We start from the raw sequence: 6,268 nt of genomic DNA, 5'->3' as shown, positions 1-6,268 counted from the left end.
TGCCCCCAGTCTCTCCTGAGCGTCTCCGCCGCTTCCGCCGCGTCCCAGCGCCTCACCAGCGCCGGTGAAGGGGGTTCTAAGGATAACAACATTGCACCGCAAGTGGAAAATTCGAGAAACCGATAAAAAACTGAAAAATTCCACTTTATAGAATAATAACAACATCTTACCTGAAAGCTCAAAGTCAATTCCCCTAGATCGCCACGGCAGCAGGGCCAAGGAATCGGCTTTCGCACAGGGTTCCCCACAGACTCAGGCGCGAGTCAGGCGGAATCGGCACCTCGGAATCGATTCAGGGGGTTTGAAACGGGCAGGCGCAACACGAGCAGACCTACAATCAGGGACAGGTATATCACCGGCTCGATCTGAAAGCCCTTCGCCAGCATGACATAATGCAGCCCCCCTAAGATCGCCGCCGGATAAACCAGACGTTGGAGACTTCGCCAACGTGCACCTAGTCGCCGCACAGACAGATTGTTCGACGTCACCGCCAGAGGAAGCATCAAGACGAAGGCCGCCATACCCACCGTTATATAAGGACGCTTTACAATATCGGCCCAGATCTGGCTGGGCACCTGAACATCCAGAACCAGCCAAACCAACAGGTGCATACTGACATAGGCAAACGTCAGCACACCAAGGGCGCGCCGGAATTTCAGCAGGTTCAACCCAAGAAGTCGTCGAGCAGGAGAGATCGTCAGCACAACAATCAATAGCTGCAGCGCCAACTCTCCGTATTTGTGCTCTAACGCCTCAATGGGGTCAACGCCCAAGCCGCCGGTCAAACCCTGATAGAACAGCCAGGGCGCAGGAAGCCCGCCCAAAAGGTAGATGGCCCATACTGGGATCCGGCGAAGTATCGAGTTCAGGGTTTGCATGCGCTCAATAGTATGACGACAGGTCCATGCCGTCGTAAAGGCTCGCGACTTCGGACTCATAACCATTGAACATCAATGTGGGGACGCGCTTGGCGAATAGCCCCCCACCGATCTGACGTTCCGAAGCCTGCGACCAACGTGGATGATCGACGGTTGGATTCACATTGCTGTAAAAGCCGTATTCTCGCGGGCTGGCCATATTCCAGCTGGTCGGGGGTTCCACATCCGTCAGAGTGATGCGGACGATCGACTTGATGGACTTGAAACCGTATTTCCACGGAACAACCAAACGCAGCGGAGCCCCGTTCTGGTTCGGGATCGGGCGATCGTAAATCCCGGTCGCCATTATTGTCAGCGGGTGCATGGCTTCGTCCAACCGCAGACCTTCGCGATACGGCCACTCCAGAACCGGGTATTGAACACCCGGCATTTCGTCGGGCCGATAGGCCGTTTCAAACGCGACGTACTTGGCGCCTTTCTGAACACCGGCCATGTTCAACAAATCTGCCAACTCGAACCCGTTCCACGGTATGACCATCGACCAGGCCTCGACACAGCGAAACCGGTAGATGCGCTCCTCCACGGTCATCTCGGACATCACGTCCTTGAAATCATACTCACCCGGCCTGTCCACCAAACCGTCGATTTTGATGCTCCAGGGTTCGGTCACCAGCATATGAGCGTATTTGGCCGGGTCGTCCTTTCGCGTCCCAAACTCATAGTAGTTGTTGTACGAGGTGATCTCTTCCCACGTGTTCGGGTCAAGCGCACCTTCGGCTGCAGCCGCGCGCGACATTCCTGCCAGCCCGACCCCTGCCAACCCCGCCATAACCTGACGGCGGTTCAAGAACGCGGTCCGCGGCGTGACATCAGCCTGTGTCAATGTGTTGGTCCACCGGTGCGCCATCAATGTCTCCGTACTTGGTCAGCGTTGGGGTTCAGATAGTTCGCTCTTACCACAGGACCAAAGCAACTTGCGTCACGATTGGGAGAAGAGACTGTAACGAACCACGCACCCGACGATATTTCCCTGTAATCGACGTCTCCTAACGAAGTGGACCCGGCGTCACCCTTGATATTGGCGCTAGGCAGCGCACAGTTCCCGAGGTTAAGTTTTCAAAGGCGCAAGGGACGGAGAATACGGCCAATGGTTTTTGGCCGCGTGGATAGCGCCGAGGAAAAAGACGACAATATGATCGGAAAGGACGAATTATGAAATCGAAACTGGCTGCGGGCCTGTCGTTGGTTCTGTTTATCGCGGCGTGCGCCGAGAAAGAAACCTACCCAATCACGGGTTGTGACGCGGACGAGACCTTTCCGGTGACCTGCGAAGAAATCGGTGAAGACACCAATCTGGATCAAAACAACGCGCAAGACCTGAACGCATTGCCGACCGGCGCTTAACGTCTTGTGATCAAATGCGCTGGGGCTGCGAGGGCTCCGGCGTCATTCAAGAACGAACCCGCCAGAGTCTGGCGGGTTTTCCGTTCGCTCCTTTTAAAAAAGCACGGCGCATTCGCCTTTGGACATCTGGCAGGGCTTCAGGCTGGTTGCGCAAGTCAGTCCTCAGCCGAAAACACGCTTGGCCAGCAGGACTGAACGGGCACACTCCGTCTTTCGTCAAATTTCTGCCTCACACAGTCGGCAGGTAAGAACGCGAAGATTTGCACACTAGATAAGAGTCATCACCCTATGCTTAGAATTCTCGCCCTTTGCAGCACGCTGCTGGGTAACCCTGCGCTGGCGGACCTCCAGTCCTGCCAGAACCTTTTTGCTCAAACGCCTCTGATCCTGAGCAATCTGAATCTGGTCGATTCCTACAGTTACGAAGACGATTTTCCCGGCCTCGGATACTCGATAACATTTGCGGACACGACATCCCAGCTGACCATCTTCCTCTATGACCATGAGCAACAGGTCATCCCGCCGGAAATGGCGCTGGACAGTTTTCATCAATCCCTTGGGGACATCACCGCGTCTACCAATAACCGAGGGGTCGAACTTGGCGAGATCAGTGCCTATCAGATACAAGACACTGCGCAGCAATTACCGCTGCGGGCCGAAGCGCGGACATCTGACGGGTTTTCTGAACTTCTGGCAATCGGGGTCGTGGACAACTGCATTGTAAAGCTGAGGTTCACGACCGAATTTGAAATAGAAAAAGCCAAGGGTCTGATGGACGTTGTCACCGGCTATTTGAACGAAGGCTTCGTCAGCCCTGCATGAGAAACCCGCCAATTGGCGGGTTTCCCGTTCACTATACTTGGATCAATGCACTACGGCATCATCCGGGCGCGGGCGATCGGACGTGCCCAATCTGTCACCGATGATCAATCCTTCGGCGCCGGCAGATACAGGCACCGTCTCACCATCCTTGATCTCCCCGGCCAACAGAGCTTCGGCCAACGGGTTCTGCAACGCGCGTTGGATCACACGCTTCAACGGGCGCGCACCAAAGACCGGGTCATAGCCTTCGTTGGCCAGCCATTCCTTGGCACCATCGTCCAAGGCCAGCTCGATCTTGCGGGCGGCCAGACGTTTTTGCAGACGTGCCATCTGGATATCGACGATGCCATCCATGTCGCCCCGCTTGAGCCGATCAAAGATGATGGTCTCGTCCAGACGGTTCAGGAATTCGGGCCGGAAATGTGCCCGGACTGCGTCCATCACATCCCGCCGCGCCTGCGCACTGTCGGCGCCTTCGGGCAGTTGGCTCAACGCCTGTGACCCAAGGTTCGACGTCAGGATGATCAGCGTCTGCTTGAAGTCCACGGTGCGGCCCTGACCATCGGTCAGCACACCATCGTCCAGAACCTGCAACAGCACGTTGAACACATCCGGGTGCGCTTTTTCGACCTCGTCAAACAGCACGACCTGATAGGGTCTGCGGCGCACGGCTTCGGTCAGCACACCGCCTTCGTCATACCCGACATAGCCCGGAGGGGCACCGATCAGACGGGCGACCGCGTGCTTCTCCATGAACTCAGACATGTCGATGCGGACCATCGCGTTGTCGTCGTCGAACAGGAAGTTCGCCACGGCCTTGGTCAGTTCGGTCTTACCCACGCCAGTCGGCCCAAGGAACAAGAACGAGCCCAACGGCCGACCCTCGTCATTCAACCCGGCACGCGCACGGCGCACGGCGTTGGCGACGGCGGTCACTGCCGCGTCCTGACCAATCACGCGGGAATGCAGATCGTCTTCCATCCGCAGCAGCTTCTCACGCTCACCTTCCAGCATTTTCGAGGTCGGGATTCCCGTCCAACGCTCGACAACGCTGGCGATCTGTTCCGGGCGCACCGTTTCCTCGGCCATCATGGCGTTGCTTTCGGCGTTTTCGGCCTCGGTCAGCTTTTTCTCCAGCTCGGGGATGACGCCATAGGACAGCTCACCCGCCTTTGCCAAATTGCCTTCGCGCTTGGCGATCTCAAGATCAGCCCGCGCCTTGTCGAGCTGTTCTTTCAGATCACGCGCGCCGGCCAGCTTGTCGCGTTCAGCCTGCCACTGAGCGGTCATCTCGGCGGATTTCTCCTGCAGATCGGCCAGATCCTTTTGCAAGGTCTCCAGTCGATCCTTGGATGCCGCGTCATCTTCCAGCTTCAGCGCCTCTTCCTCGATCTGCATCTGCAGGATCTGGCGATCCAACTGATCGAGTTCCTCGGGCTTGCTGTCCACCTCCATCCGCAACCGCGATGCGGCCTCATCAACAAGGTCGATGGCTTTGTCAGGCAGGAAACGGTCAGTGATATAGCGATGCGACAGGGTCGCCGCCGAGACCAGCGCCGAATCCGAGATGCGCACGCCGTGGTGCAGCTCGTACTTTTCCTTGATGCCGCGCAGGATGCTGATCGTGTCCTCGACCGTCGGTTCAGTGACCATCACGGGCTGGAACCGACGCGCAAGGGCCGCGTCTTTTTCGACATACTTGCGGTACTCGTCCAGCGTGGTCGCACCGATACAATGCAACTCACCTCTGGCAAGCGCAGGCTTGATCAGGTTGGCCGCATCCATCGCGCCATCGGACTTACCGGCGCCGACCAGCGTGTGCATCTCGTCGATGAACAGGATGATCTCACCGGCGGCTTCGGTCACTTCGGTCAGAACCGCCTTAAGGCGTTCCTCGAACTCACCACGGTATTTCGCACCTGCAATCAGCGCACCCATGTCCAGCGCAAGCAGCTTCTTGTCCTTCAACGATTCCGGCACGTCTCCGTTCACGATGCGCAGGGCCATGCCCTCGGCAATCGCGGTTTTACCGACGCCGGGTTCACCGATCAGAACCGGGTTATTCTTGGTCCGGCGCGACAGAACCTGCATCGAGCGGCGGATTTCCTCGTCGCGTCCGATAATCGGGTCAATCTTGCCTTCAGCCGCGGCTTCGGTCAGATCACGCGCGTATTTCTTGAGCGCGTCGTAACCTTCTTCCGCCGACGCAGTATCAGCCGTGCGCCCCTTGCGGATATCATTTATCGCCTCGTTCAGCTTCTGCGCAGTCACAGCGCCATCTTCCAAAGCGTCCTTGGCTTTGGATTTTACCATGCACAACGCCATTAGAATGCGTTCAACCGGCACAAAGCTGTCGCCAGCTTTGGTCGCGATCTTCTCAGCCTCATCCAGAACCTTGGCGGTTTGCCCGTCCAGATAGACCTGACCCGCATCCCCGCTAACTTTCGGAATCTTGGCCATTGAAGCATCCAGCGCGTTGACAACGCGGCTGGGCGCCCCGCCTGCGCGTGAAATCAGGTTGCTGGCCAGCCCCTGATCGTCATCCATTAATGCTTTGAGTAAATGCTCGGGCGTCAGTCTTTGATGCTCTTCGCGCATTGCGATCGTCTGCGCTGCCTGCACGAAACCCCGTGCCCGCTCGGTGAACTTGTTCAAGTCCATGTTATTCTCCTTTTCTCAAGCGCCCTGTTTTGATGCGCCCGCTTTGCGGCACGCGTCGGTCAGAGCCTCACATTCAATCTGGGAAATATCTTACCCGGTTCAAGAGGCTGAGCCGCAGATTTCGGCCCTATCTGCGCGGCACCGTGTAAACCGTATATCCTCCGGTTTTCGCCACCTCTCGTGCGCCATACATCTCGACCAGAGATTGCGCCGCGTCGCTCCCTGTCGGGCAAGATACAAGGTCTGCTGAATCGTCCAGAAAATTGACTGTAAAGGCCGTTTCGCCGGTGACCTGACAATCGTCGTCGGTCGAGCGATACCCCCGCACAAGCCGCAGGTTGTCGTTGGTCGGTGATCTGACGACCGTGTCGGCGGCTTCGGTTTCCAGCGGCATATCCTGACACCCTGCCGCCGCCAGCGCCAGACCACACACAAATACAGTCCTTACCATCTGTCCCATTTCAAATTCCATCCGTGCAATCCACGCGCATGATAACACGATG

At 57.2% G+C, this 6,268-nt stretch carries 7 protein-coding genes; 2 read left to right on the top strand and 5 right to left on the bottom strand.

Translation table 11 applies throughout. The annotated features are described in order from the left end of the window. From ACR0LH_RS20775 to msrP, 3 genes are all read right to left on the bottom strand, one after another. Positions 1 to 219 (bottom strand): hypothetical protein (locus ACR0LH_RS20775; RefSeq protein WP_480722315.1); only part of this gene is annotated, 219 nt, incomplete at its 3' end. Between the two features lie 44 nt (positions 220 to 263). Beyond that, positions 264 to 878: a protein-methionine-sulfoxide reductase heme-binding subunit MsrQ gene (gene msrQ, locus ACR0LH_RS20770; protein ID WP_480722314.1), complete on the bottom strand. Its 615-nt coding sequence runs from the start codon at positions 876 to 878 to the stop codon at positions 264 to 266. 4 nt (positions 879 to 882) lie between these two features. Next, on the bottom strand, positions 883 to 1,785 hold the full coding sequence (gene msrP, locus ACR0LH_RS20765; RefSeq protein WP_480722313.1) for a protein-methionine-sulfoxide reductase catalytic subunit MsrP: 903 nt from the start codon (positions 1,783 to 1,785) through the stop codon (positions 883 to 885). Positions 1,786 to 2,090: 305 nt separating this feature from the next. On the opposite strand from msrP, the gene ACR0LH_RS20760 reads away from it, so the two are divergent. Both ACR0LH_RS20760 and ACR0LH_RS20755 read left to right on the top strand, forming a co-directional pair. Beyond that, positions 2,091 to 2,282 carry a hypothetical protein gene (locus ACR0LH_RS20760; RefSeq protein ID WP_170568054.1) on the top strand — a complete coding sequence of 64 codons (192 nt, stop codon included), beginning with the start codon at positions 2,091 to 2,093 and terminating at the stop codon, positions 2,280 to 2,282. Positions 2,283 to 2,570: 288 nt separating this feature from the next. After that, positions 2,571 to 3,104, top strand: a complete 534-nt coding sequence (locus ACR0LH_RS20755; protein WP_480722312.1) for a hypothetical protein — start codon at positions 2,571 to 2,573, stop codon at positions 3,102 to 3,104. Between the two features lie 42 nt (positions 3,105 to 3,146). On the opposite strand, the gene clpB is transcribed toward ACR0LH_RS20755, so the two are convergent. After that, positions 3,147 to 5,765 (bottom strand): ATP-dependent chaperone ClpB, encoded by a 2,619-nt coding sequence (gene clpB, locus ACR0LH_RS20750; protein ID WP_480722311.1) that lies wholly within the window; start codon positions 5,763 to 5,765, stop codon positions 3,147 to 3,149. Between the two features lie 127 nt (positions 5,766 to 5,892). Next, positions 5,893 to 6,237 (bottom strand): hypothetical protein, encoded by a 345-nt coding sequence (locus tag ACR0LH_RS20745; protein ID WP_480722310.1) that lies wholly within the window; start codon positions 6,235 to 6,237, stop codon positions 5,893 to 5,895. Positions 6,238 to 6,268 lie beyond the last annotated feature (31 nt).

This window comes from Ruegeria sp. CL6, assembly GCF_056536465.1.
Note: the sequence above shows the minus strand (reverse complement) of the source record. Positions and strands in the feature narration are given on the sequence as shown.

Bases quoted from the DNA above. Each gene is read 5' to 3' on its own strand.
- msrQ (WP_480722314.1), bottom strand. From the start codon at position 878: ATGCAAACCCTGAACTCGATACTTCGCCGGATCCCAGTATGGGCCATC.
- msrP (WP_480722313.1), bottom strand. From the start codon at position 1,785: ATGGCGCACCGGTGGACCAACACATTGACACAGGCTGATGTCACGCCG.
- ACR0LH_RS20760 (WP_170568054.1), top strand. From the start codon at position 2,091: ATGAAATCGAAACTGGCTGCGGGCCTGTCGTTGGTTCTGTTTATCGCG.
- ACR0LH_RS20755 (WP_480722312.1), top strand. From the start codon at position 2,571: ATGCTTAGAATTCTCGCCCTTTGCAGCACGCTGCTGGGTAACCCTGCG.
- clpB (WP_480722311.1), bottom strand. From the start codon at position 5,765: ATGGACTTGAACAAGTTCACCGAGCGGGCACGGGGTTTCGTGCAGGCA.
- ACR0LH_RS20745 (WP_480722310.1), bottom strand. From the start codon at position 6,237: ATGGAATTTGAAATGGGACAGATGGTAAGGACTGTATTTGTGTGTGGT.